This window comes from Pseudoxanthomonas mexicana (genome assembly GCF_014397415.1).
Taxonomy (GTDB): domain Bacteria; phylum Pseudomonadota; class Gammaproteobacteria; order Xanthomonadales; family Xanthomonadaceae; genus Pseudoxanthomonas_A; species Pseudoxanthomonas_A mexicana.
On record NZ_CP060731.1, the window covers coordinates 3,584,288 to 3,606,385 of the forward strand.

A 22,098-nucleotide genomic window follows, 5' to 3' on the forward strand; every position below is an offset into this window, starting at 1 on the left:
GCTCAGGTGGGGGTATCCAGGCCGGCGCGCAGCGCATCGCGCAGTGCGGCCTGGGTGTCGGTGTCGGTCAGGGGCTGGTCGTGCTCGTCGGTGATCTGGAACACGTCCTCGGCGCGTTCGCCGAACGTGGCGATACGCGCATCGTGCACGCGCAGTCCCTGCTGGCGCAGCACCTGCGCCACGTCGGACAGCAGCCCGGGACGGTCCGGCGCGACCAGGCCCAGGATCGTGCGACGGCCATCCGGCGTGATGCCGAACTCGATGCGCGGTGCGAACCGGAAATGCTTGAGCTGGCGCGGGACCGCGCGCCGCGAAGTACGCACGCCCTCCAGCGGACGCGCGAGGGCCTGGCCCAGCCCGTGTTCGATGTCGGCCGGATCGCGCGTCGCATAGGCATCCGCCGGCAGCACCTCGAACGTATCGAAGACCGCGCCCTGCGGGCCGACCAGCACGCGCGCCTGGTGGATGGCGAAGCCCATGCGGTCCAGGGTGGCGAGGATGGCGGCGAACAGGCCGTCGCGGTCGGGCGAATGCACGAAGACTTCCATCGCATCGGCGTCGTCCGCGATCCGCCGCGCACGCACGCGCGTCTCGCCTGGGGTGGCGCCACGAATGGCCTGCGCCTGCCAGGCCAGCTGTTCCGGACGGAAACGCAGGAAGCTCTCTTCCGGCATCGCCGCGAACAATGCATCGGCCTGCACGGCCGTCATGCCCTGTACTTCCAGCAGCGCGCGCACGCTGCCGCGCGCCTCCGCCAGGCGCTCGTCCACCGCGACGGGATTTTCCAGTCCTTCGCGCAGTACGCGGCGTGCGGCGAAGTAGAGGTCGGCCAGCAGCCGATCCTTCCACGCATTCCAGAGCTTCGGGCTGGTGCCGGCGATGTCGGCGCAGGTCAACAGGTACAGGTAATCCAGCCGTTCGCGGTCGCCGACCAGCGTTGCGAAACGGTGGATGACCTCGGGATCGGCAATGTCCTGCTTCTGTGCGGTCACCGACATGCGCAGGTGCTGCTCCACCAGCCAGGCCACCAGGGCGGCGTCGGATTCGCTGAGCGCATGCGCTGCACAGAACTCACGCGCGTCGACCGCACCGAGTTCGGAATGGTCCCCGCCGCGGCCCTTGGCGATATCGTGGAACAGCCCGGCCAGCAGCAGCAGCTCCGGCTTGCGCAGGCGCGGCCAGACTTCGTGCGCGATCGAGAAGCGCTCGTCCGCGCGGCCGGCCGCGAAGGCGGCGATGTTCCGCAGCACCATCAGGGTGTGCTGGTCGACCGTGTAGACGTGGAAGAGGTCGAACTGCATCCGCCCCGACACCCGCGCGAACGCCGGGATCCACTGCCCCAGCACGCCGAGCCGCGCCATGCGGGTGAGCGTTTCCACCGCGCGCGGTCCGCGCAGCAGCGCCATGAAGGCATCGCGCTGCGCGCGCGCGGCCCCGGAATAGGCCGACAGATTGGGCAGCGCCTCGGCCAGCGCGCGCGCCGTGCGCGAATGCAGGCCGCGTACCTGCGGATGGGCCGCCCATGCGGCGAACAGGGCGAACACCTGGCCGGCATCGTTCCCCGGCCAGGCGGGATCGCGCGCGGCCAGGTAACCGCGGCGCAGGGCGAAGCGGTCGTCCAGCGGCTCGGGCAGCGCCTCGCCATCGAACTGTTCCTCGAAGCGCTGCAGCAGGCGATCGCTGATCCGGCGCACGATGGCGGCGCTGCGGTAGAACCCCTGCATCATCTTCTCGACGCCCAGGCTTTCGGCGTCGTCGGCGAAGCCCAGCCGCTGGGCCAGCGTCTTCTGGTAGTCGAAGCGCAGGCGTTCTTCCGCGCGCCCCGCGACGCGGTGCAGGCCGTAGCGCAGGCGGCCCAGCGCGCGGCGCTCGCGTGCCAGCGCGACCGCTTCGTCCTGGCCCAGATGGCCCATGCCCACCAGCGGCTCCAGGTCGCGCACGCCGAAGGTGCGAAGCGCCATCCAGCCCAGCGTGTGCAGGTCGCGCAGGCCGCCGGGGCCGTCCTTGATGTTGGGCTCCAGGTTGTCGGAGGTGTCGCCGAAGCGGGCATGGCGGATGCGCAGTTCCTCGCGCTTGGCGACGAAGAAGTCGCGCGGCGGCCATACGCGCGCAGCGCCGATGGCGTCGATCAGCAGGGCTTCGTCCACCGGCTCGCCGACGATCAGGCGCTCTTCGATCAGCGCGGTCAGCACCGTCTGGTCGGCCGCAGCCGCGGCCGTGCACTGGGCCGCCGAGCGTACGCTGTGGCTGATCGGCAGCCCGGCATCCCACAACATGGCGAAGAAACGCGCCACCGCCTCGTGGTGGCGCTGCTGGGTGTCGGCCGAGGCCAGCACCAGCACGTCCACGTCGGACTGGGGAAACAGTTCGCCGCGCCCATACCCCCCCACGGCGAACAGCGCCATCGGCGCCTCCGCCGGAATGCACCGCAGCCAGGCGTCCTTCAGCAGGTGGTCGACCGCCCGCGCACGCAGCGCGAGGATGCGGTCCATGCCGTCGTCCTGGTCGAAGCGCTTGTCCAGCCGGGCATCGGTGTGGGCCAGCGAGGCGCGCGCCGCCGCCGCCCAAGCCGGGTCATCGGCGACGTCCGGGCCGATGTCCGGAAGCCGCGTCGCATGTCCGTTCGCGGCTGGCGGGCTGCTCACAGGTCGTTGTCGTCGCCCGGCACGCGGGTCAGGATCTCGACGCCGTCCTCGGTCACCGCCACGGTGTGCTCCCACTGCGCGGACAGCTTGCGGTCCTTGGTGACCACGGTCCAGCCGTCGGGCAGCACGCGGGTGTGGCGCGCGCCTTCATTGATCATCGGCTCGATGGTGAAGGTCATGCCGGGCTTCAGCACCACGCCCTCGCCCGGGCGCCCGTAGTGCAGTACCTGGGGTTCGTCGTGGTAGACCTTGCCGATGCCGTGGCCGCAGTACTCGCGCACCACGCTGAAGCGCTCGCTTTCGGCGTACTGCTGGATCGCGTGGCCGACATCGCCCAGGGTCGCCCCCGGCTTCACCGCGCGGATGCCGCGGAACATGGCCTCGCGGGTGACGTCCACCAGCCGCTTCGCCATCACCGACGGTGTGCCGACGATGTACATGCGGCTGGTGTCGCCGTGCCAGCCGTCCTTGATGACGGTGACGTCGATATTGAGGATGTCGCCGTCCTTGAGCACCTTCCCTTCGCTGGGAATGCCATGGCAGATGACGTTGTTGACCGACGTGCAGACGGTCGCCGGGAAGCCCTTGTAGCCCACGTTGGCCGGAATGGCTTTCTGCACGTTGACGATGTGGTCGTGGCAGATGCGGTCCAGTTCGGCGGTGGTCACGCCCGGCTTCACGTGCGGGGCGACCACCTGCAGCACCTCGGCGGCAAGGCGGCCGGCGATGCGCATCTGGGCGAGGTCTTGGGGGGTTTTCAGCTGGATGGCCATTGGCCGATTATCCCCCATTTGGTTGCCGGGCTGAACGTCCAGGCCACCGCGCGCCGGTTCAGGCAGGCCTTGATTTGCCGCGCCCCGCCCTGCCCCGCTATACTCCCGCGGCTTCGCGCCCGGGTCTGCCCGGCCGGACCGCCCACGTCGGGCGACACCGACGAATCCACACCTGCTGCCCCAACCCGTGCCGGGGTGCCCTTCGCTGAAGGGTTCGGACACGGAAGCCGCAGGGAGGCCCAACCCCGGAACCCCGCCCTCACCGGCGCCGTCCTCCCTTGAACCGGACGGTGGGTTCCCCTTCGATGGAGTTACTGCAATGCCCCAAGTCACCATGCGCCAGATGCTGGAAGCCGGCGTCCATTTCGGCCACCAGACCCGCTACTGGAACCCCAAGATGGCGCCGTACATCTTCGGTGCCCGCGGCAAGATCCACATCATCAACCTCGAGAAGACCGTTCCGCTGTTCAACGACGCGATGAACTTCATCTCGGGCGTGGCCCAGAAGCGCGGCACCATCCTGTTCCTGGGCACCAAGCGCAGCGCGCGCGAGGCCGTGAAGGAAGAGGCCGAGCGTTGCGGCATGCCGTACATGACCCAGCGCTGGCTGGGCGGCACGCTGACCAACTTCGCCACCGTGAAGAAGTCGGTCGCCCGCCTGAAGGAACTGGAAGCCGCCGAAACCGACGGCACGTTCGAGAAGCTGGTCAAGCACGAAGTGCTGGGCCTGCGCCGCGAGCGCGAGAAGCTGCTGGCCTCGCTGGGCGGCATCAAGGAAATGAACCGCCTGCCGGACGCCCTGTTCGTCATCGACATCGGCCATGAAGACATCGCCATCAAGGAAGCCAAGAAGCTCGGCATCCCGGTGGTCGCGGTGGTCGACTCCAACTACGACCCGGCCCTGGTCGACTACGCCATCCCCGGCAACGACGACGCCATCCGCGCCGTGCAGCTGTACGCGCGTGCCGCCGCCGACGCCGTGCTGGAAGGCAAGGCCGCTGCGCCGAACGCCGCCGTGGTGCGCGAGGAAGAGTTCGCCGAAGGTGGCGACGACAAGGGCGCCCGTCGCGCGCCGGCCAAGAAGGCCGCCGGCAAGAAGTCCGACGAAGCCGCCGCCGAGTAATCCGGCTGCAACGCCGCCGCGCCATGCTGCGCGGCGGCTCATGTTCTTCCTTCTCCCGTCGGGAGAAGGTGCCCGAAGGGCGGATGAGGGTACGGGCAGCACGTTGACGCTCAGGGCGTCGCGATCCCACCGGACCCCCACCCCAACCCCTCTCCCGACGGGAGAGGGGCTTTGCCAATCCAAACAGAGGTAATCCCGTGGAAATCACCGCTTCCCTGGTCAAGGAACTGCGCGAGCGCACCGGCGCCGGCATGATGGAGTGCAAGAAGGCGCTCACCGAGAACAACGCCGACATCGACGCCGCCGCCGAGTGGCTGCGCAAGTCGGGCCTGGCCAAGGCCGACAAGAAGGCCGACCGCGTCACCGCCGAAGGCCGCATCGCCGTGGCCCAGGACGGCGGCAAGGCCGTGCTGGTCGAGATCAATTCCGAGACCGACTTCGTCGCCAAGGACGCCAACTTCATCGCCTTCACCGACGCCGTGGCCCAGGCCGCGCTGACCGCCGGCGCTACCGATGTCGAGGCGCTGAAGTCGGCCAAGCTGCCGTCCGGCGAAACCGTCGAGGAAGCCCGTGCCGCCGCCATCGCCAAGCTGGGCGAGAACATGCAGATCCGTCGCCTGGTCGCCATCGACAGCGCCAACAACGTCGCGGCCTACGTGCACGGCGGCAAGATCGGCGTGCTGGTCGAGGTCAAGGGCGGCGACGCCGACCTGGCCCGCGGCCTGGCGATGCACATCGCTGCGATGAACCCCCCGCACAACAAGGCCGCCGACGTGCCGGCCGAGTTCGTGGCGAAGGAGAAGGAGATCGAGCTGGCCAAGATGTCGGACAAGGACAAGGCCAAGCCGGCCGACATCCTGGAGAAGATCATCTCCGGCAAGATCAACAAGATCATCAACGAGGTCACGCTGTACGGCCAGCCGTACGTGCTGGACAGCGACAAGTCGGTCGAGCAGGTGGTCAAGGCCGCCGGCGCCGACGTGGTCGGCTTCCAGCGCCTGGTGGTCGGCGAAGGCATCGAGAAGGTGGTGGAAGACTACGCCGCCGAAGTGATGAAGCAGGCCGGCCTGGCGTAAGCCGCAAGCCGATCTGCTGCGAACCGGAAAAGCCGCGGGAAACCGCGGCTTTTTCCGTTTCCGGGCTGCGTATGGAGGCCGCGTGCGACCGTCCGTCGCAGCCATCTAAAGTTTGCGCGCGCGGCGCCGAAACTGGTTACAAAGGTGACACTTCGTCACGCTTTGCTGGCATGCTGCCGGCCACTCTCTCACGCCCAGCGCGCGCCCGGATGCGTCCCGAACTCGAAACCCAGTTGCTGAACTGCCGCAACCTGCCCAGCCCGCCCGGGGTGGCGCTGCGCATCATCGAGTTGGCGCAGGATCCGGACGTGGTGATGGCCACGGCCGCCGACACCATCGGCTTGGACGCGGCGCTCAGCGCGCGCATGCTGCGCATCGCCAATTCGCCGCTGTACGCCAGCCGGCGCCGCGTGGAGAACCTGTCTCAGGCGCTCACCGTACTTGGCCTCAACGCCACCCTGACCCTCGCGCTGGGCTTTTCCCTTGCGCAATGCGGCCAGGGCAGCCATCCGGTGGCCCGCGAGCGCGTCTGGCGCCGCAGCGTGACCGCGGCGCTGGCGTCGCGGCTGCTCGGCCAGCATGCCGGCCTGCGCAAGGCGGAAGAACTGATGCTGGCCGGCCTGCTGCAGGACATCGGCATGCTGGCCCTGCTGGAAGTGCTGGGAGAGGACTACGCGCGGCTGGTCGAGCGCGCCGCCGACAACGCCGAGCTGCTGGCGGCCGAGCGCGAATGGCTGGGGTGCGACCACGCGACGGTCGGCGGCTGGCTGGCACGGCAATGGAACCTGCCGGCGCTGTTGCGCGAGGCGATCCTGGAAAGCGAAGCGCCCGCGTCCGATACCCCGTTCAACGCATGCGTGGCCGTATCCGGCCATGTCGCCGACATCTGGCTGGCCGGTGCCGACGCATCGCGCAGCGAACACGCCCATCGCGATGCCGCGATGCAGGCGGCGACGCGCTTGGGCCTGGACTATGCGTCCTACCTGGCGCTGACCGAGGAGATGGTGTCCGCCCTGCCCGAAGTCTGCGCGATGTTCGACGTCCCACCCGCGCCGCCCGCCCGCATCCAGGCCCTGCTGGACCAGGCGCGCGAACTGCTGGTGGTACGCAACCTGCGGGAGATCCAGGAAGCCGCGCGTGCGCGCAAGGAAGCCGATGAACACGAGGATCGCGCGCGCCGCCTGGCCGAGGAAGTCCGCCGCGACCCGCTGACCGGCGTGTACAACCGCAGCCAGCTGGAAGAGGTGCTGGAGAAGGAATTCGATGCCGCCACCCGCCATGGCTGGCCGCTGTCGATCGCCTTCATCGACCTGGACGACTTCAAGCAGGTCAACGACCGCTGGGGCCATCTGGTCGGTGACGAGGTGCTGCGCAACTTCGCCAAGGCGCTGCTGCGGCACGTGCGCAGCAGCGACATCGTCGCCCGCTACGGCGGCGAGGAATTCCTGGTGGTGCTGCCCGGCATCGGCGAGGAAGCCGCCGCGCAGGTCGTGCGCCGCATCCTGTCGGAGGTCTCGGGGGTGGCGATGGCCGACGTGGGCGGACAGCCCCTGCACATCACCTTTTCCGCCGGCCTGGCCACGCAGGGCGCGCTGGAGCAGTTCCGCCACGTCGACGACCTGCTGCGCGCAGCGGACGAGGCGCTTTACGGCGCCAAGCGCGAAGGCCGCAACCGCGTCTCGGTCGGCGCCATGGGCGGCTGACGCGCGCCGGCTACGGTCGCGGCTGCAACGCCACCTCTTCGTACGGCTGCACCACCACCCAGCCCTCGCCGGCGAAGCGCAGCTGGATGCTCTCGCCCGATCCGCGCCCCATCAGCGTGCCCAGCGAGATGTCGGTGATGATCTCGGGTGCCAGGCCACCGGACCACGCCACGGTCGCATTGGGGTCGGTGAACACCGGGCCGGTCTGCGCGTTCACCGGCAGCGTCAGCGGCTCGTAGTGCGAGGTGATGGCGACGATGCCGTGCCCGCTCAGCCGCACGTTGAACAGGCCGCCCGACAGCATGCCGGCCACCTTGCGCATCATCGTGATGCGGCTCTCGATGCCCGATTCCACCGCCAGCACGTCGTTGCCGTTGACGAAGATGGATTCGCCGGCCAGGCGCAGCAGCGTGATCTTCTTGCCGGCATCGGCCAGGTACACGCGGCCCTGCCCCTCGACCTTCATCAGCTGCATGCCTTCGCCGCTGACGGCCTTCTTCAACAGGTTGCCCAGCCCCTGTTCCAGCACGCCCTGGCGGGTGAACTTCACCGCCCCCTTGCGTGCGACCATCGCCCCCGCCTTGGCCCAGACCAGCCCGTTCAGGCGTACCTCCAACAGGTGCGGGCTTTCCAGTTCGAACGCGTCCGCGCCGGCGTCCTTCTCACGGGTCGAGGCAAGGAATTCCTGCAGGGTGCGCACGCTCATGGCCGCTCCTTGATGGCTGCCGAAAGGGAGCGCCATGATAGCGGCCCCGACCCGAGGCCCCGCCATGCCCCGCATCGTTGCCGTACCGCACATGCCGGATGACGCCACGCGCGCGCCGGTCGCCGCCGAACGCCTGGTCCACGGCCAGCCGCTCCAGGCTGTCGCCAATGCGTATTCCTCGCAGGACGAGCGATTCCACTGCGGGGTGTGGGAGGGCGGCGTGGGCGCCTGGCGCGTGCAGTACACCGAGCACGAGTTCTGCCACCTGCTCAGCGGACGCGTGCGCCTGCATGACGACGCGGGCGGGGACGCCGTGGTGCTGGAGGCCGGCCAGAGCTTCGTGGTGCCCGCCGGTTTCAGCGGTGTCTGGGAGGTGCTGGAACCGGCGCGCAAGCTGTACGCGATCTACGAACCCGGCGACTGAAACGCCGCGCTCGGCTAGAATTGGCGCGTTTGCCCCCACGCCGAGACTCCCCCATGCCCGCTCCCCTCGCCTATCGCCGCATCCTGCTCAAACTGTCCGGCGAGGCGCTGATGGGGGCGGAGGATTACGGCATCGATCCCACCGTGATCACCCGCATCGCCCGCGAAATCATCGAGGCACGCGAGGCGGGCGCGGAAGTGGGCCTAGTGATCGGGGGCGGCAACATCTTCCGTGGTGCCGGCCTGGCGGCGGGCGGCATGGACCGCGTGACCGGCGACCAGATGGGCATGCTGGCCACCGTGATCAATGCCCTGGCCATGCAGGACGCGCTGGAGAAGCTGGGCGCCAAGTGCCGGGTGATGAGCGCCATCAAGATCAACGACGTGTGCGAGGACTACATCCGCCGCCGCGCCATCCGCCACCTGGAGAAGGGCCGCATCGCGATCTTCGCCGCCGGCACGGGCAATCCCTTCTTCACCACCGACTCGGGCGCCGCGCTGCGCGCGATCGAGATCGGCGCGGACCTGCTGCTGAAGGCCACCAAGGTGGACGGGGTGTACGACAAGGATCCCAGCAAGCACGCCGACGCCAAGCGCTACGACCAGCTGACCTACGACGAAGTCATCGCCCGCGACCTGCAGGTGATGGACACCGCCGCCTTCGCCCTGTGCCGCGACAGCGACGTGCCGCTGCGCATCTACGACCTGTCCGTGCCCGGCAACCTGATGCGCATCCTGCGCGGCGAGCACGTGGGCACGCTGGTGAAAGGCCGCGGCTGAGCGGCGCGCATGACGGGCATGTCCTGTCGTTCGCTGTAATAGTGTCCGGCCACTGCCTGCCGGCACCCTACGCCACCATGGGACATGGACACGATCACGGCCACGCGGCGCATGCGCATCCGCATGCATCGGCAACGCGTGCGTTCGCCTCGGTCACCCTGATCAACCTGGCCTATACCGCGCTCGAAGCGGGTTATGGCTTCCACACCAATTCGCTGGCCCTGCTGTCGGACGCCCTGCACAACCTGGGCGACGTGCTGGGGCTGGCGCTGGCGTGGAGCGCCGCGGCGATCGCCCGTCGCCCCCCGCGCGGCCGGCATACCTACGGCTGGCGCCGCGCCACCCTGCTGTCCCCGCTCGCCAATGCGGTACTGCTGATGGTGTTCTCGGGCGCGCTGGGCTGGGAAGCCTTCCGCCGGTTCAGTGCGCCCCCGGACATCCCCGCCACGCCCGTCATCGTGGTGGCCGCGCTGGGCATCCTGGTCAACCTGGGCGCCGCCTGGCTGGTGCGGGACGGGCATGCGCACGACCTCAACAAGCGCGGGGCCTTCCTGCACCTGATGGCCGACGCCGCGGTCTCGCTGGCTGCTGTCCTGGCGGGGGTGGGAATGGCCACGCTGGGCTGGGCCTGGCTCGATCCGGCCACCGCCCTGCTGATCGCGGTGGTGGTGGCGGTCGGGTCGTGGCGCCTGCTGCGCGACAGCTTCGATGCCGCCATGGATGCCGTGCCAGGCAGCGTGGACGCGGACGAGGTGGCCGCGTTCCTGCGGGCCCAGCCGGGCGTGGCGGCGGTGCATCATCTGCACATCTGGTCGCTAGGCGCCAACGAGATCGCCCTGACCGCGCACCTGGTGCGGCCGCGCGAGGACGACCACGACGCCTTCATCGACGCCACCGTGCACGCCCTGAACCACCGTTTCGGCATCAACCACGCCACCCTGCAGATCGAGCGCGGCGCCGGTTGCGGCCACGACCTGCACGATGCGGCGCCGCATCATTCCCGTTGAACCGTGCGGCGGCGGTCGGCAACAGCCCCGAATCGCCCTATAATCGGCCGTTTACAGGCTTTGCAACGGAAAGGGCGATGCTCAACGACATCAAGAAAGACGCGCAGGCGCGCATGGCCAAGAGCATCGACGCGCTCCGCCACACGCTGGTCAAGGTCCGCACGGGCCGCGCCTCCACGGCCCTGGTCGAGCACCTGAAGGTCAACTACTACGGTTCGGACGTGCCGCTCAGCCAGGTCGCCACCGTCACCATCTCCGACTCGCGCTCGTTGACCATCACCCCGTGGGAGAAGCAGATCGTGGGCGCGGTCGAGAAGGCCATCCTGGCGTCGGACCTAGGCCTGACCCCGAACACCGCCGGCACCACGATCCGGCTCAACCTGCCCGCGCTGACCGAGGAGCGCCGCAAGGAACTCTCCAAGGTGGTGCACGGCGAGGGCGAGGACACCAAGGTGGCGATCCGCAACATCCGTCGCGACGCCAACCAGCAGATCAAGGACCTGCTGAAGGACAAGCAGATCACCGAGGACGACGAGCGTCGCGCCGAGGAGGAGATCCAGAAGCTGACCGACAAGTCCATCAAGGACGTCGACGATGTGGTCAAGGCCAAGGAACAGGAACTGATGGCGGTCTGAGGACTGCCATGTCCCCTGCCGCCTCACCACCCGTGCCCCGCCATCTGGCCGTCATCATGGACGGCAACGGGCGGTGGGCGGAGCGCCGGCGTCGCCCGCGCGTGATCGGCCACCGCGCCGGCGCGCGCGCGGTCAATGTCTGCATCGACTTCTGCCTGGAGCGCGGCATCGGCGCGCTGACCCTGTTCGCCTTCTCCAGCGAGAACTGGGGACGGCCGGAGGAGGAAGTCGGCGCGCTGATGAAGCTGTTCCTCAACGCGCTGGACCGCGAGGTGGAGGAACTCCACCGGCGGCAGGTGCGGGTGCGTTTCATCGGCGACCGTGCGCGCTTCTCGGCGGATATCCGCGCACGCATGGACGCGGCCGAAGCCCTGACTGCCGGCAATACCCGGCTGCACCTGGTCATCGCCGCCAGCTACGGCGGCCGCCAGGACATCGCGTTCGCGGCCAGGGCGCTGGCGACCGAAGTGGCGGCCGGGCGCCTGCGGCCGGAGGACATCGACGAGGCGGCGCTGGGCGCGCACGTCGCGCTGGCCGACCTGCCCCCGCCCGATCTGTTCATCCGCACCGGCGGCGACCATCGCATCAGCAACTTCCTGCTGTGGCAGCTGGCGTACACGGAACTCTGGTTCACCGACGTGCTGTGGCCCGACCTGGACGCGACGCTGCTGCAGCGCGCGCTGGACGACTTCGCCCGGCGCGAGCGCCGCTTCGGCCTGACCAGTGCCCAGGTGGCCGGCGGCGCCATCGAGGATTCACCCGCATGAGCGCCACCCGCACCCGTGTCATCGCCGCGCTGGTCATGGCGCCCTTCGCCATCGGCGCCATCCTGCTGCTGCCCACCTCGTGGCTGGTGATGCTGGCGGCGCTGGTGTTCCTGGTGGGCCTGTGGGAATGGTTCAAGCTGGCCGAGATCGACGACACCCTGCAGCGCACGGTGCTGCTGACCGCCAACCTGCTGCTGATGGTGCTGCTGGTGTGGGCGTCGCGCGGGTCCACCGACCTGGTGCCGCTGCGGCTGATGGCGCTGGTGGGCGCAGGCTGGTGGCTGCTGGCGCTGCTGTGGCTGCGCTTCTTCCATTTCGCCTCCGACCACGAGACCTGGGCGCGCGTGTTCAAGCTGGCCGCGGGCACGCTGGCCGTCGTACCGGCGTGGTGCGCGCTGGGGTTGATCCACTCCTCGCAGCCGAACGGCCACATCTGGCTGTTCGTGGCGCTGGCCATCGTGTGGGCCGCCGACAGCGGCGCCTACTTCGCCGGCCGCCACTTCGGTGGCCGCTGGTTCGCCGGGCGCAAACTGGCCCCGCGCATCAGCCCCAACAAGACGCTGGAAGGCCTGCTGGGCGGCCTAGCGGCCGGCATGCTGGTGGCCGCGGTCGGCGCGCTGCTGGCCGGTGCAGGCATGGCCCAATTGCCGGGCGTGCTGCTGGTGGCGATCTTCACCGTGCTGTTCTCGGTGGTGGGCGACCTGTTCGAGAGCCTGCTCAAGCGGCACGTGGGCGCCAAGGACTCCGGCGACGTCATACCGGGGCACGGCGGCGTGCTGGACCGCATCGACGGCGTGCTGGCGGCCCTGCCCATCTTCGTGTTGGGCAAGGAAGTCTTCGGATTCTGAGCATGGCCACGCACGCACTTCGCAACGTGGCCGTCCTGGGCGCGACCGGCTCGATCGGCGCATCCGCGCTGGACGTGATCGCGCGCCATCCCGGCCGTTATCGCGCCCGCGTGCTGGCCGCCGGCCACAACGTCGATGCCCTTGTCGCCCTGTGCGTGGCGCACCGGCCGGATCACGCCGTGATCGCCGACGAGGAATCGTACCTGCGACTGCGCGATGGCCTGACCGACGCCGGCCTGCCCACGCAGGCCCATGCAGGCACGCCGGCCCTGGATGCGCTGGTCTCCGGTCCGGAGTGCGACACCGTCGTGGCCGCCATCGTCGGCGCCGCGGGCCTGTCGTCTACCCTGGCAGCGGCACGCGCCGGCAAGCGCCTGCTGCTGGCCAACAAGGAATCGCTGGTGCTGGCCGGCGAACTGGTGACTCGCGCAGCGGACGCATCGGGCGCCGAGATCATCCCGATCGACAGCGAGCACAACGCCATCTTCCAGTGCCTGCGTTCACGACAGGCTCAGGGCGATGTCAGCCGTATCGTGCTGACCGCCTCGGGTGGTCCGTTCCGCGGGCGCCGCCGCGACGAGCTGGCGCAGGTGACGCGCGAACAGGCCGTGGCCCATCCCAAATGGTCGATGGGCCCCAAGATCTCGGTCGATTCGGCCACCCTGATGAACAAGGGGCTGGAACTGATCGAAGCCCACCATCTGTTCGGCGTGGGACGCGAGCGGCTCGACGTGCTGGTGCATCCGCAGAGCCTGGTGCATTCGCTGGTCGAATTCGTCGACGGCTCCACGCTGGCACAACTCGGCCTGCCGGACATGCGGACCTCGCTGGCGGTCGGCCTGGGCTGGCCCGAGCGCATCGCCTCGGGCGTCGGCGGCCTGGACCTGCTGCGGCACCCGCGGCTGGAATTCGAAGCTCCCGACACCGACGCCTTTCCCTGCCTGCGCCTGGCCTGGGAGGCGATGGCGGCGGGCGGTACCGCACCGGCCGTGCTGAATGCTGCGAACGAAGTCGCGGTTTCAGCCTTTCTTCAGGGCCGCATCGGTTTCCTATCCATCCCTGCGCTGGTCGAGGACGCCCTCGCCGCGCTGCCCGCGACGCCGGCCGATTCGCTGGACGCGCTGCTGGCGGCGGACGCGCAGGCCCGCCGATTGACCGACCGCAACCTCGCAGGCCACCTCTCCCCATGAGCGCCGATATCCGATGAGCGACCTGCTGGGCTCCATCTGGTGGATGATCGTGGCGCTGGGCGTGCTGGTCACCTTCCACGAATTCGGCCACTACTGGGTGGCGCGCCGCTGCGGCGTGAAGGTGCTGCGCTTCTCGGTGGGCTTCGGCAAGCCGCTGTGGTCGCGGCGCGACCGCCATGGCACCGAGTTCGCCCTTGCCGCCATCCCGCTGGGCGGCTACGTGAAGATGCTGGACGAAGCCGAGGGCGAGGTTCCGGCCTCGCAGCGCGACCAGGCCTTCAACCGCAAGTCCGTCTGGCAGCGCATCGCCGTGGTGGCCGCTGGCCCGCTGGCCAACATCGTGCTGTGCGTGGCGCTGCTGTGGGCGATGTTCGTGATCGGCAAGCAGGACTACTCGGCCACCGTGGGCAGCGTGTCGGGCATCGCGGCCGATGCGGGCTTCCAGCGTGGCGACCGCATCCTGCGGGTCGGCGACCGGACGATCGATACCTGGACCGATGCCTCCATCGTGCTGACCAAGGCCGCCATCGATGGCGCCGACCTGCCGGTGGAAGTGGAGACGGCCAGCGGCGGTACCACGACCCGCACCCTGCCGCTGTCGCGGCTGCCGGTGGGCTTCGACCAGGAGAATGCCGTCGCCCTGAGCGGGCTGGTCTGGCGCCACTGGGTGACCCCCGCCATCGTCGGCAAGGTCGCGCCGGGCTCGGCGGCGGACGGCGTGCTGCAGGCCGGCGACATCGTCACGGCCGTGGACGGCCAGCCGGTGCACGGCTTCGGCGACATCGCCGCCCAGGTCGACGCGCTGGGCAAGCGGGGCGGCATGGCGATGGTCGAGGTCGACCGCGCCGGCGAGCGCCTGGCGTTCGAACTGGCGCCGCGCCTGACCCCGCTCCCCGACGGCGCCAAGGGCCAGTACTGGGCCCTTGGCCTGGCCGCACCGGAAAAGACCCGCCTCTCCGAGTACGACGCCACCCTGCACTACGGCCCGCTGGCGGCCGTGCCCGCGGCGCTGCGCGAGACCGGCAAGCTGACCTCCGATTCGCTGGGCATGATCCGTCGCATGCTGACCGGCGACGCCTCGCTGAAGAACGTGTCCGGCCCCATCACCATCGCCCAGGTGGCCAATGTGTCGGCCAAACGCGGGCTGGACTGGTTCCTGTGGTTCCTGGCCGCCATGTCGCTGAGCCTAGCCATCATCAACCTGCTGCCGATCCCCGTCTTGGACGGCGGCCACCTGCTGTATTACCTTATCGAATTGGTCAAGGGCAGCCCCTTGAGCGAACGCCACATGGTGGCCGGACAATACGTGGGCCTGGCCGCGCTGGCGGGCCTGATGGGACTGGCGTTCTACAACGACATCCTGCGTCTGATGACGCGTCTGGTGACCTGATGCCCCTGGACCCCCTAGGGCCGGCACGCTCCAAGGCGGCCTGCCCCTCCCTGGCGACACCCCGGACCGCGGCCCTGCGGTCCACCCCTGCGTTGCAGGAGCCACCCCAACCGGATGTGATGATGACGCGACTGCCTTCCCGCCGCCTGCTTGCCCTCGCCCTGGCTTCGGCCATCGCCATGCCGGCACTGGCCCAGACGACGGAACCCGCTGCCGCACCCGTGGCCTCCGCGCCGCTGGCCACTGCGCCGTTCACCGCCACCGACATCCGCATCGATGGCCTTCAGCGCATCTCCACCGGCACCGTCCTGACCTATCTGCCGATCGAGCGCGGCGACGTGGTCACGCCGGCGAAGGCGGCCGAAGCGATCCGCGAGCTGTACAAGCGCGGCTTCTTCGAGGACGTCAGGCTGGACCGCCAGGGCGACATCCTGGTGGTCACCGTCACCGAGCGCCCGGCGATCAACAAGCTGACCCTGACCGGCAACAAGGACATCAAGACCGAGGACCTGCTGTCGGGCCTGAAGGACATCGGCCTGGCCGAAGGCGAGACATTCGACCGCCTGAGCCTGGACCGGGTGATGCAGGAACTGGTGCGCCAGTACAACAACCGCGGCAAGTACAACGTCGAGATCACCCCCACGGTCAGTGCGCTGGACCGCAACCGCGTGGACGTGACCATCGCGGTGAAGGAAGGCAAGGCGGCCAAGATCAGGCACGTCAACGTGGTGGGCGCCGAGAAGTTCGAAACCGAGGACCTGCTGGAGAACTGGGAATCCAAGGAGACCAGCTGGCTGTCCTGGTACCGTCGCGACGACCAGTACTCCAAGGAGAAGCTGTCCGGCGACATGGAGCGCCTGAATTCCTGGTACCTGGATCGCGGCTACGTGGACTTCAGCATCGACTCCACCCAGGTGTCGATCAGTCCCGACAAGCGCGACATGTTCATCACCGCCGGCATCACCGAGGGCGAGCAGTACAAGATCTCCGACGTGAAGGTCACCGGCGACACGGTGCTGCCGAAGGAGGAGATCGAGAAGCTGGTGATCGTCAAGCCCGAGCAGACGTTCTCGCGCATCCTGCTGGAAATGACGTCCGACTCCATCACCGCCACGCTGGGCAACATCGGCCACGCGTTCGCGCAGGTGAATCCCATCCCGACCATCGACCGCGAGAACCGCACCGTCGCCATCAACCTGCAGGTGGTGCCGGGCCCGCGCGTCAACGTGCGCCGGATCGTCTTCAACGGCAACACACGCACCTCCGACGAGGTGATGCGCCGCGAGATGCGCCAGTTCGAGGGCAGCTGGTTCTCGCAGGTCGCGGTGGACCGCTCGCGCGTGCGCCTGCGCCGCCTGGGCTACTTCGAGACCGTCGACGTCGAGACCACGCCGGTCCCCGGCACGACGGACCAGGTGGACGTGGTGTTCAACGTCAAGGAAACCACCTCGGGCAGCTTCGTGTTCGGCCTGGGTTATTCGCAGCTGTCCGGCCTGACCACCTCCATCCAGCTGTCGCAGAACAACTTCCTGGGCGGCGGCAACCGCGTGGCCGTCGAGGCGCAGCGCAGCGACTACCTGCAGCGCTATTCGTTCTCGTACACCAACCCGTTCTTCACCGACGAAGGCATGTCGCTGGGCTACAACCTGTGGTGGCGCGAGTTCGACTACTCGGACTTCAACACCGCGCAGTACTCCACCACCAGCGCCGCGGCACAGGGCATCCTGGGCCTGCCGATCACCGAGAACGACACCGTGTCGCTGCTGTTCGGCGTGGACAGCAACGAGATCCTGACCTTCGGCGGCTCCACGCCGCAGTCGATCATCGACTACATCGACGCGGTCGGCCAGCGCACGTTCCATGCCTGGCGGACCGAGCTGGGCTGGGCGCGCGACACGCGCAACGACTACTTCATGCCCACCGGCGGCACCTACCAGCGCATCTCGGCGGAGATCGCGTTGCCCGGATCCACCGTCGAGTACTACAAGCTCAACTACGAGTTCTCCAAGTACTGGTCGCTCAGTCCCTCGTTCGTGCTCAACACCCGCGCCGAAATCGGTTACGGCGACAGCTACGGCTCGGACATCTACCGCTACATCTGCCGCGTGAACGGCTCCGATCCGCAGATCCCCGGTCAGGCGACGACGACTGCACCCGCTGCAGACGGCACCTGCGCGGACGGGGGTACCCTCGACAAGACGCTGGTCGCCAGCGGCCTGCCGTTCTTCGAGAACTTCTACGCCGGCGGCACCCGCTCGGTCCGCGGCTTCCGCGACAACACGCTGGGCCCGCGCTCGGAAGTCATCAGCGGCTACCGCGGCCAGCCGCTGGGCGGTTCGCTGAAGACCACCGGCTCGGTGGAACTGATCTTCCCGAAGCTGTTCGACTCCAACGCGGCGCGCGTGTCGGCGTTCTTCGATTTCGGCAACGTGTTCGACGGCGTGGACAACTTCGACGCCGGCCAGTTGCGCGCCTCCACGGGCGTCGCGCTGCTGTGGCGTGCGCCGGTGGGACCGATCTCGATCAGCTACGCCTTCCCGCTGAAGAAGGAGGATGGCGACGAGCTGGAGCGCCTGCAGTTCACCTTCGGCGGCGCGTTCTGACGGCTGCGGTGCACGATCCGGCGTGAAGGAAGGGCGGCTGCGGCCCCCCTTCTGCTGTCCACCATACGCCCCCGTGGAAGCGGTTCTGGGGCAGCAGGGGCTAAACTACGCGGCCTATGACCCCTCCCTCCTTCACTTCCGGCGAGCTGGCCGACCGTTTCGGTCTGGAACTGCGCGGCGATGCCAGCCTGGACATCGAAGGCGTGGCCACACTGGCCCGCGCTGAGCCTGGACAGCTCGCCTTCCTCGCCAACAGCCGCTATCGCGGCCAACTGGGCGACAGCCGCGCCAGCCTGGTGGTGATGCGCGCCGAGGATGCCGACGCCGCGCCCGGCGCCGTCCTCATCGCGAAGGATCCCTACACCGCGTTCGCCAAGATGGCGGCGCTGTTCGAACGCAGGCAGGCCCGTGAACCCGGCATCCATCCGAGTGCCGTGATCGATCCCACCGCACGCATCGCGCCGGGCGCCCATGTGGGTCCCTTCGTCACAGTGGGCGCCCGCAGCGTCATCGGCGAGGGCAGCGTGCTCGGGCCCGGCTGCATCATCGGGGAGGACTGCGTGGTCGGCGACGGTTGCGAACTGATCGCGCGCGTCACCCTGGTCACGCGCGTACGCCTGGGCCAGCGCGTCCTGGTCCACCCCGGCGCGGTGATCGGCGCCGACGGGTTCGGCCTGGCCATGGACAGCGGCCACTGGATCAAGGTGCCGCAGCTCGGCGGCGTGGTGATCGGCGACGACTGCGAGATCGGTGCGAACACCACCATCGACCGCGGCGCGCTGGACGACACGGTGCTGGAGGAGGACGTGCGCCTGGACAACCAGATCCAGATCGGCCACAACGTCCGCATCGGCGCGCATACCGCGATGGCCGGCTGCAGCGCCGCCGCCGGCAGTGCGCGCATCGGCCGCTACTGCCTGATCGGCGGCGCAGCCGGCGTGCTGGGCCACCTGGAGATCTGCGACCGCGTGGTGGTCACCGCGATGTCGCTGGTGACCAGCTCCATCACCGAGCCCGGCGAGTATTCCAGCGGCACGCCGCTGACCGACAACCGTACCTGGCGCAAGAACGCCGCCCGCTTCAAGCAACTGGACGCCTTGGCACGACGCGTGCTGGCGGCCGACAAGGAAACCCGATGACCCTGGACCTGCAACTGCCCGTCGACGCGGCCACCATCCGCAAGCTGCTGCCGCACCGTTATCCGTTCCTGCTGGTGGACCGCGTGGTGGAGTTCGAGAAGGACAAGCGCGTACTGGCCTACAAGAACATCACCCAGAACGAGCCCTTCTTCACCGGCCACTTCCCGGACCGCCCGATCATGCCGGGCGTGCTGATCATCGAGGCGCTGGCGCAGGCCGGCGGCCTGCTGACCCAGCTCTCGCACCAGGGCGACACCGCGGGACGCATGTTCTACATGGTGAAGGTGGAGAACGCGCGCTTCACCCGGATGGTAGTGCCCGGCGACCGCCTGGACCTGGACGTCACCCTGAAGCGGCTGATCCGCAACATGGCCTTCTACACCGGTGTGGCCTCGGTCAACGGCGAACAGGTCGCCTGCGCCGACGTGCTGTGCGCCGAGGACACCCGCTGAGATGAGCGCCCCCCCCGCCATCCATCCCAGCGCGGTCGTCGACCCCGGCGCGATGCTGGGTGAAGGCGTGCGCATCGGTCCGTTCGCCTACGTCGGTCCCGAGGTCGAGATCGGCGACAGCACGGTGATCGGTCCGCATTGCACCATCACCGGCCCCACCCGCATCGGCCGCGACAACCATTTCGTCGGCCAGGCCGCGATCGGCGGCGACCCGCAGGACAAGAAGTACAAGGGCGAACGCGTCGAACTGGTCATCGGCGACCGCAACCAGGTGCGCGAGTTCGTCACCGTGAACCGCGGCACCGGCGCCGGCGGCGGCATCACCCGCATCGGCAGCGACAACATGCTGCTCGCCTACACGCACGTGGCGCACGACTGCATCGTCGGCAATCACTGCGTGTTCTCCAACAATTCGACGCTGGCAGGCCACGTCACCATCGAGGACTGGGTGATCATGAGCGGCTTCGCCGGCGTGCACCAGTTCTGCCGCGTCGGCGCGCATGCCTTCATCGGCATGGGCGTCCTGCTGAGCGGCGACGTGCCGCCCTTCACGATGGTGGCGGGCGACGCCGCCGGTCGGCCGCGTGGCATCAACAGCGAAGGCCTGAAGCGACGCGGCTTCGACGCCGACCGCATCGCCGCCATCAAGCGCGCCTACCGCACGCTGTACGTGGCCGGGCTGCCGCTGGCGGAAGCCAAACAGCAGCTCGCCGAACAGGCCGAGGCGAGCGCCGACGTGAAGGCGCTGCTGCACTTCATCGAAAGCGGCGAACGGCCGTTGCAGCGATGAACAACGGCGGGAACGGGGAACAGGGAGAGAGGAATGCGGGTGTGCAGCACGTGGTTCCGCCGCATGAAATCCTCATTCCCGACGCTCCATTCCCCGTTTCCCGCCCCGCTCCCCGCTTCATCCTTTGCGCCGGCGAAGCGTCGGGCGACGGACTCGGCGCCGGCCTGATCGCCGCACTGAAGGCGCGCTTCCCGAACGCCGAATTCGCCGGCATCGGGGGCGATGCGATGCGTGCGGCCGGCTGCGACACCTGGTTCGACGCGAACGAACTGGCCGTGATGGGCCTGGCCGAGGTGTTGCGCCACCTGCCGCGCCTGCTGCGCCTGCGCAAGGCCTTCCGCCAGCGCGTGCTGGACTGGAAGCCGGACGTCTATATCGGCATCGACGCACCCGACTTCAACCTCGGCGTCGAGCGCTGGCTGAAGGAACGCGGCGTGCGCACGGTGCACTACGTCAGTCCGTCGGTCTGGGCCTGGCGCGAAAAGCGTGCCGAGAAGATCGGCCACAGCGCCGACCGCGTGCTGTGCCTGTTCCCGATGGAACCGCCGATCTACGCACGGCATGCGGTCGATGCACGCTTCGTCGGCCATCCGATGGCGGACGAGATTCCGATGGAGCCCGATCGTGCGTCCGCACGCGCCGCGCTCGGCCTGTCGCCCGACGCGCCCACCCTGGCCGTACTCCCCGGCAGCCGCCTCAGCGAAATCGGCCGGCTGGCACCGGTTTTCTTCGAAGCGGCACGCAGGGTGGCCGAGCAGGTCCCGGGGCTGCAGATCGTCATCCCCGCCGCCAATGCCGCCTGCCGGCAGGCGCTGGAGGCGCAGATCGCCTTGCAGGGGGTCGATTCCACCTGGCACCTGCTCGACGGCCGGGCGCGCGAAGCGATGATCGCCAGCGATGCGGTCCTGCTCGCGTCGGGCACCGCTACCCTGGAAGCGATGCTGTGCAAGCGGCCGATGGTCGTCGGCTATCGCATCGCGCCGCTGACCTACCGCATCGTGAAGGGGCTGGGCCTGCTGAAGGTGGAACGCTATGCACTGCCCAACGTGCTGGCCGGCGAGGACATCGCGCCCGAACTGATGCAGGACGACTGCACGCCCGAACCGTTGTCCTCTGCCGTGCTGCGCTGGTTCCGCGAACCGGAGGCCGTCGCCGCCCTGCAGCCGATCTACCGGCGCCTGCATGGACAACTGCGGCAGGATGCTTCTGCAAGTGCCGCTGCTGCGGTAGCGGAGCTGGTTTTCCCATCTCCTGTAGGAGCGACGTAAGTCGCGACCGCATGCCATGACCGCCACAACGTCATCGCCTACCGGCAAATGCCACTTGCCATTCCTTCTTGCCAAGAGAAGGATCCTGGTAGATGTCGTTGTTCCGGTCGCGACTTACGTCGCTCCTACAGGGGGCCGTTCTTGATGGCCGGCTCCTCGCTGTTCCCGGATCCCATCGTCCGTCTTGTTGCCGGTGTCGATGAAGCAGGTCGCGGCCCCTTGGCCGGTCCCGTGGCCGTCGCGGCCGTGATCCTGGACGAATCGCGTCCCATCGCAGGACTCAACGACTCCAAGCAGCTCAGCGAAGCCAAGCGCGAAGCGCTGTTTCCGCTGATCCAGGAACGTGCGCTGGCGTGGCATGTGACCTTCGTCGAGCCCGATGAGATCGACCGTCTCAACATCCTGCAGGCGACGATGGAAGGCATGCGTCGCGCGGTCATGGCGTTGCAGCCGTTCCCCGAACTGGTCCGCATCGACGGCAACCGCGCGCCGAAGGGGCTGAACTGCATGGCCGAAACCCTGATCGGCGGCGATGCGATCGAGCCGGCCATCATGGCGGCCTCGATCCTTGCGAAAGTGTCGCGGGACCGCATGATGGTGCAGCTGCACGCGGCATTCCCGCAGTACGGCTTCGACCAGCACAAGGGCTATCCCACGTCCGCGCACCTGTCCGCGCTGGCGCAGCATGGTCCGTGCGTGCACCACCGGCGCAGCTTCGCCCCCGTGCGCGAAGCGCTCGACCGGCGCTGACGCAGCGCGCCTCTTGGGGCGTGACCTCCG

20 protein-coding genes are annotated in these 22,098 nt (G+C 68.8%); 17 read left to right on the top strand and 3 right to left on the bottom strand.

The window, feature by feature from the left end; all coding sequences use genetic code 11:
* Nucleotides 1–2 precede the first annotated feature (2 nt).
* Nucleotides 3–2,645 (bottom strand): [protein-PII] uridylyltransferase, encoded by a 2,643-nt coding sequence (gene glnD / locus IAE60_RS16785; RefSeq protein ID WP_187573109.1) that lies wholly within the window; start codon nt 2,643–2,645, stop codon nt 3–5.
* A complete protein-coding gene (map, locus tag IAE60_RS16790; protein WP_187573110.1) occupies nt 2,642–3,418 on the bottom strand; it encodes a type I methionyl aminopeptidase in 777 nt (258 codons plus the stop codon). The genes glnD and map overlap by 4 nt, the downstream gene beginning before the upstream one ends.
* Before the next feature lie 319 nt (nt 3,419–3,737).
* Here map and rpsB point away from each other — a divergent pair, with 319 nt between their 5' ends.
* The 3 genes from rpsB to IAE60_RS16805 all read left to right on the top strand — a co-directional run bounded on the left by rpsB (nt 3,738) and on the right by IAE60_RS16805 (nt 7,320).
* Complete coding sequence (gene rpsB / locus IAE60_RS16795; protein WP_162109932.1) at nt 3,738–4,541, top strand: 30S ribosomal protein S2; 804 nt, start codon at nt 3,738–3,740, stop codon at nt 4,539–4,541.
* Nucleotides 4,542–4,738: 197 nt separating this feature from the next.
* On the top strand, nt 4,739–5,617 hold the full coding sequence (tsf, locus tag IAE60_RS16800; RefSeq protein ID WP_187573111.1) for a translation elongation factor Ts: 879 nt from the start codon (nt 4,739–4,741) through the stop codon (nt 5,615–5,617).
* A 209-nt stretch (nt 5,618–5,826) separates the two neighbouring features.
* A complete protein-coding gene (locus IAE60_RS16805) occupies nt 5,827–7,320 on the top strand; it encodes a GGDEF domain-containing protein (RefSeq protein WP_187573112.1) in 1,494 nt (497 codons plus the stop codon).
* Between the two features lie 10 nt (nt 7,321–7,330).
* Here the strand turns inward: IAE60_RS16805 and IAE60_RS16810 are convergent, their stop codons facing one another.
* Nucleotides 7,331–8,026: an AIM24 family protein gene (locus IAE60_RS16810; RefSeq protein ID WP_185896688.1), complete on the bottom strand. Its 696-nt coding sequence runs from the start codon at nt 8,024–8,026 to the stop codon at nt 7,331–7,333.
* 64 nt (nt 8,027–8,090) lie between these two features.
* Here IAE60_RS16810 and IAE60_RS16815 point away from each other — a divergent pair, with 64 nt between their 5' ends.
* The 14 genes from IAE60_RS16815 (at nt 8,091) to rnhB (ending at nt 22,068) form a co-directional block, all read left to right on the top strand.
* Nucleotides 8,091–8,450 (top strand): cupin domain-containing protein, encoded by a 360-nt coding sequence (locus IAE60_RS16815; protein WP_185896689.1) that lies wholly within the window; start codon nt 8,091–8,093, stop codon nt 8,448–8,450.
* Nucleotides 8,451–8,503: 53 nt separating this feature from the next.
* Nucleotides 8,504–9,229 (top strand): UMP kinase, encoded by a 726-nt coding sequence (gene pyrH, locus IAE60_RS16820; protein WP_185896690.1) that lies wholly within the window; start codon nt 8,504–8,506, stop codon nt 9,227–9,229.
* A gap of 77 nt (nt 9,230–9,306) precedes the next feature.
* Nucleotides 9,307–10,236 carry a cation diffusion facilitator family transporter gene (locus IAE60_RS16825; protein ID WP_187573113.1) on the top strand — a complete coding sequence of 310 codons (930 nt, stop codon included), beginning with the start codon at nt 9,307–9,309 and terminating at the stop codon, nt 10,234–10,236.
* 77 nt (nt 10,237–10,313) lie between these two features.
* Nucleotides 10,314–10,871, top strand: coding sequence for a ribosome recycling factor (gene frr, locus IAE60_RS16830; protein ID WP_185896692.1), 558 nt, complete (start codon nt 10,314–10,316; stop codon nt 10,869–10,871).
* Between the two features lie 8 nt (nt 10,872–10,879).
* Nucleotides 10,880–11,638, top strand: a complete 759-nt coding sequence (gene uppS, locus IAE60_RS16835) for a polyprenyl diphosphate synthase (RefSeq protein WP_185896693.1) — start codon at nt 10,880–10,882, stop codon at nt 11,636–11,638.
* Complete coding sequence (locus IAE60_RS16840; protein ID WP_162109940.1) at nt 11,635–12,486, top strand: phosphatidate cytidylyltransferase; 852 nt, start codon at nt 11,635–11,637, stop codon at nt 12,484–12,486. Before uppS ends, IAE60_RS16840 begins: the two co-directional genes overlap by 4 nt.
* A 2-nt stretch (nt 12,487–12,488) precedes the next feature.
* Nucleotides 12,489–13,676: a 1-deoxy-D-xylulose-5-phosphate reductoisomerase gene (locus IAE60_RS16845; protein WP_187573114.1), complete on the top strand. Its 1,188-nt coding sequence runs from the start codon at nt 12,489–12,491 to the stop codon at nt 13,674–13,676.
* 13 nt (nt 13,677–13,689) lie between these two features.
* Nucleotides 13,690–15,066, top strand: a complete 1,377-nt coding sequence (gene rseP, locus IAE60_RS16850) for an RIP metalloprotease RseP (RefSeq protein WP_187573115.1) — start codon at nt 13,690–13,692, stop codon at nt 15,064–15,066.
* A gap of 122 nt (nt 15,067–15,188) precedes the next feature.
* On the top strand, nt 15,189–17,669 hold the full coding sequence (gene bamA, locus IAE60_RS16855; protein WP_187573116.1) for an outer membrane protein assembly factor BamA: 2,481 nt from the start codon (nt 15,189–15,191) through the stop codon (nt 17,667–17,669).
* A 116-nt stretch (nt 17,670–17,785) separates the two neighbouring features.
* Nucleotides 17,786–18,808, top strand: coding sequence for a UDP-3-O-(3-hydroxymyristoyl)glucosamine N-acyltransferase (lpxD, locus tag IAE60_RS16860; protein WP_187573117.1), 1,023 nt, complete (start codon nt 17,786–17,788; stop codon nt 18,806–18,808).
* Nucleotides 18,805–19,260 carry a 3-hydroxyacyl-ACP dehydratase FabZ gene (fabZ, locus tag IAE60_RS16865; RefSeq protein ID WP_055935832.1) on the top strand — a complete coding sequence of 152 codons (456 nt, stop codon included), beginning with the start codon at nt 18,805–18,807 and terminating at the stop codon, nt 19,258–19,260. The genes lpxD and fabZ overlap by 4 nt, the downstream gene beginning before the upstream one ends.
* Before the next feature lies 1 nt (nt 19,261).
* Nucleotides 19,262–20,050: an acyl-ACP--UDP-N-acetylglucosamine O-acyltransferase gene (gene lpxA, locus IAE60_RS16870; protein ID WP_187573118.1), complete on the top strand. Its 789-nt coding sequence runs from the start codon at nt 19,262–19,264 to the stop codon at nt 20,048–20,050.
* Nucleotides 20,047–21,318, top strand: a complete 1,272-nt coding sequence (gene lpxB, locus IAE60_RS16875) for a lipid-A-disaccharide synthase (RefSeq protein ID WP_187573119.1) — start codon at nt 20,047–20,049, stop codon at nt 21,316–21,318. Before lpxA ends, lpxB begins: the two co-directional genes overlap by 4 nt.
* Before the next feature lie 144 nt (nt 21,319–21,462).
* Nucleotides 21,463–22,068, top strand: coding sequence for a ribonuclease HII (rnhB, locus tag IAE60_RS16880; protein WP_185896699.1), 606 nt, complete (start codon nt 21,463–21,465; stop codon nt 22,066–22,068).
* The last annotated feature ends 30 nt before the right edge of the window (nt 22,069–22,098 follow it).

What these genes read in the sequence shown, in the direction of transcription:
- map (WP_187573110.1), bottom strand. Translation starts at nt 3,418, where the DNA reads ATGGCCATCCAGCTGAAAACCCCCCAAGACCTCGCCCAGATGCGCATC.
- rpsB (WP_162109932.1), top strand. Translation starts at nt 3,738, where the DNA reads ATGCCCCAAGTCACCATGCGCCAGATGCTGGAAGCCGGCGTCCATTTC.
- IAE60_RS16805 (WP_187573112.1), top strand. Translation starts at nt 5,827, where the DNA reads ATGCGTCCCGAACTCGAAACCCAGTTGCTGAACTGCCGCAACCTGCCC.
- IAE60_RS16810 (WP_185896688.1), bottom strand. Translation starts at nt 8,026, where the DNA reads ATGAGCGTGCGCACCCTGCAGGAATTCCTTGCCTCGACCCGTGAGAAG.
- IAE60_RS16815 (WP_185896689.1), top strand. Translation starts at nt 8,091, where the DNA reads ATGCCCCGCATCGTTGCCGTACCGCACATGCCGGATGACGCCACGCGC.
- pyrH (WP_185896690.1), top strand. Translation starts at nt 8,504, where the DNA reads ATGCCCGCTCCCCTCGCCTATCGCCGCATCCTGCTCAAACTGTCCGGC.
- IAE60_RS16825 (WP_187573113.1), top strand. Translation starts at nt 9,307, where the DNA reads ATGGGACATGGACACGATCACGGCCACGCGGCGCATGCGCATCCGCAT.
- frr (WP_185896692.1), top strand. Translation starts at nt 10,314, where the DNA reads ATGCTCAACGACATCAAGAAAGACGCGCAGGCGCGCATGGCCAAGAGC.
- uppS (WP_185896693.1), top strand. Translation starts at nt 10,880, where the DNA reads ATGTCCCCTGCCGCCTCACCACCCGTGCCCCGCCATCTGGCCGTCATC.
- IAE60_RS16840 (WP_162109940.1), top strand. Translation starts at nt 11,635, where the DNA reads ATGAGCGCCACCCGCACCCGTGTCATCGCCGCGCTGGTCATGGCGCCC.
- IAE60_RS16845 (WP_187573114.1), top strand. Translation starts at nt 12,489, where the DNA reads ATGGCCACGCACGCACTTCGCAACGTGGCCGTCCTGGGCGCGACCGGC.
- rseP (WP_187573115.1), top strand. Translation starts at nt 13,690, where the DNA reads ATGAGCGACCTGCTGGGCTCCATCTGGTGGATGATCGTGGCGCTGGGC.
- bamA (WP_187573116.1), top strand. Translation starts at nt 15,189, where the DNA reads ATGACGCGACTGCCTTCCCGCCGCCTGCTTGCCCTCGCCCTGGCTTCG.
- lpxD (WP_187573117.1), top strand. Translation starts at nt 17,786, where the DNA reads ATGACCCCTCCCTCCTTCACTTCCGGCGAGCTGGCCGACCGTTTCGGT.
- fabZ (WP_055935832.1), top strand. Translation starts at nt 18,805, where the DNA reads ATGACCCTGGACCTGCAACTGCCCGTCGACGCGGCCACCATCCGCAAG.
- lpxA (WP_187573118.1), top strand. Translation starts at nt 19,262, where the DNA reads ATGAGCGCCCCCCCCGCCATCCATCCCAGCGCGGTCGTCGACCCCGGC.
- lpxB (WP_187573119.1), top strand. Translation starts at nt 20,047, where the DNA reads ATGAACAACGGCGGGAACGGGGAACAGGGAGAGAGGAATGCGGGTGTG.
- rnhB (WP_185896699.1), top strand. Translation starts at nt 21,463, where the DNA reads ATGGCCGGCTCCTCGCTGTTCCCGGATCCCATCGTCCGTCTTGTTGCC.